This window comes from Shewanella sp. SG41-4 (genome assembly GCF_014164505.1).
Lineage (GTDB): Bacteria > Pseudomonadota > Gammaproteobacteria > Enterobacterales > Shewanellaceae > Shewanella.
Genome location: NZ_JACJFI010000483.1, coordinates 1 through 1,998 on the forward strand (window position 1 = coordinate 1; position 1,998 = coordinate 1,998).

Consider the following 1,998-nt stretch of genomic DNA (forward strand, 5'->3'; position numbering starts at 1 on the left):
TAACGTACTGAACAAATATAGTTCTAAAAACATACTTAATCAGTATGAAAAACGTTCACCATATCGCCCTGCAATTTCATCCAACACAATTAATAAGGAAAAAGACTGTTTAGAGGTATTTATTATCTTTGGTTTAAAGAAGCTTAGATTGAGGATATGCAAAACTGCCGTAAACATTAAAAACTGGACTATTGATATCCTGAGATACTATTTTGCTATTAACTTAGTCGCTTGAATGTTTTTGATGAGTTATTAACAAAAAAACCGAGCAATTATAATTATTGCTCGGTTTTTATTTTTGGTTACTGTCAAAACAGTATGTGCTTAAGTTTACACGTTACAAGTGTATGTTAATCACAGTATCATTATATTTATGGCTTAATAATGACTTTTACAGTGGCATCAACATCTGCTTCATCAATATATCCAATGGCATTTGGATTACTTGCAATCGCAGATTTCATCGCACCAGCACCAGAAACCGAAGGTGGTGGAGTACCTTTACCTGTAAAGACTTGCTTCGACCAAAATGCTTTAAGCTGTGCATCCGACTTACCGGTGACAGCTTGATGAAACTCACTGCGAACAGGGTTGCCTTCTTCTAACTCGTATACTACGACTGAAGAATCGCCTTTACCTAAAAAAGCTTTTTTAACATCATTAATTGAAATGTTTGCCGCAGCAGGATTGCCAATAATCACTACAGCAGCATTAGCTGAGGTAACGGCAGTTAAACTTAGTGTTAAAATTGTTAATAATTTTTTCATGATCATACCCCTTAAAATACTGCGTCGAATTTAACGGTGTAAATCAAGGTGTCATCGTAAGTGAATTTACCTGTTGACGAGTCGAAGTTGTTGCCTAAGAATCCACCTGAAGTGTCACCAAAATCATCGGCGTATGTGACATCAAATTTAATCGCAACGTTATCAATTGCATCCCATCGTAAACCAATACTGTAAGCCATACGTTCAGCATTAAAGGCAACCATTTGAATTGCTGCAGCTTGTGATAAAGGTAGACGCTCGTCATTATCTTGAGTTTTCGTATAAGCAACAGTAGCGTAAGGCGTAAATTCCTTAATACGATAGCCTAATGTTAAGTAACCAGAATCAATATCAGGGTAAGCGTTATCAATTTCTGAACGAGTCCATTCTGTTATCGCAATGACTTCACCATTGTCGTAACTAGCACCTACACCAACGAAAGAACCTTTATCATCATCGAGTTCTAATACCGTATAGTTCGCTTGGGTGTTCACTCCAGGCGCTAACGCTACGTCTACTTCATTAACAATAGGTCCGTCTAGTTGTGCTTGAGCGTATACAGCACGTAAAGTCCATATTTCGTCAGTCCAGCTCAGGTTAGCACCCATAAGGTTACTGAGTTCAACCGCTGAATTTTTAACATTAGACTCACCACCAAAGGCTTGCATTGTTAAGGTTGAGTCATCGTATTCAACATCGTATGACACGCCAGCGCCTGTGTAAGACGAAAACGGAATAGCGCCGTATACTTCTTGTGGTGGACGAGCAAATGGCTGTGCGTAGCCAACATCTAAGTAATCAGAGTACATGAATAAAGGGACTCGTAGTTTACCACCACGAACCTTAACGCCGTTTTCAAAGCGATGAGATAAATAAGCCCATTCCGCTTCAACTTCCCAGTCGTATTTACCGCGCATCATTAACTGTAATACTGCTTGAGTATTGTCAGAGATGTTAAGGTACCTTGTAGACCTAATTTACTGTCTTCGCTAAAGTTAGCACTTGAATCTGCATTATTATAACCAGCATCATTGTCCGAGCTGATATAGGCTCCACTAATAAAGCCATTAAATTTTACTTTGTCAGTTAGGCTCGCATTTTGTTGCTGGTTGCAGGTGCCATTGAAGAAGCTGGCGGCATTGCCAAAGAGTTTAATACTATTGCCGTAGATGACGGTATTGCGATGGGCCATGGTGGCATGCTGTATAGCTTACCGTCGCGCGAGTTAATT

The 1,998-nt window shown here is 39.3% G+C and carries 3 protein-coding genes and 1 pseudogene; 2 read left to right on the forward strand and 2 right to left on the reverse strand.

Annotated elements, in window-relative coordinates; genetic code table 11:
- Positions 1-235 (forward strand): hypothetical protein (locus tag H5202_RS24065; RefSeq protein WP_220493960.1); only part of this gene is annotated, 235 nt, incomplete at its 5' end.
- Positions 236-371: 136 nt separating this feature from the next.
- Here H5202_RS24065 and H5202_RS21360 read toward each other — a convergent pair.
- Together H5202_RS21360 and H5202_RS21365 are read right to left on the reverse strand one after the other, a co-directional pair.
- The gene (locus tag H5202_RS21360; RefSeq protein WP_182773824.1) at positions 372-767 is read right to left on the reverse strand and encodes a phosphate ABC transporter substrate-binding protein; all 396 of its coding nucleotides are present in this window, start codon (positions 765-767) and stop codon (positions 372-374) included.
- An 11-nt stretch (positions 768-778) separates the two neighbouring features.
- On the reverse strand, positions 779-1,687 hold the full coding sequence (locus H5202_RS21365) for a hypothetical protein (protein WP_182773825.1): 909 nt from the start codon (positions 1,685-1,687) through the stop codon (positions 779-781).
- A gap of 185 nt (positions 1,688-1,872) precedes the next feature.
- Between H5202_RS21365 and H5202_RS21370 the strand changes: the two are divergent.
- Positions 1,873-1,998: pseudogene (locus H5202_RS21370) on the forward strand (dihydroxy-acid dehydratase domain-containing protein); the annotation flags it as partial.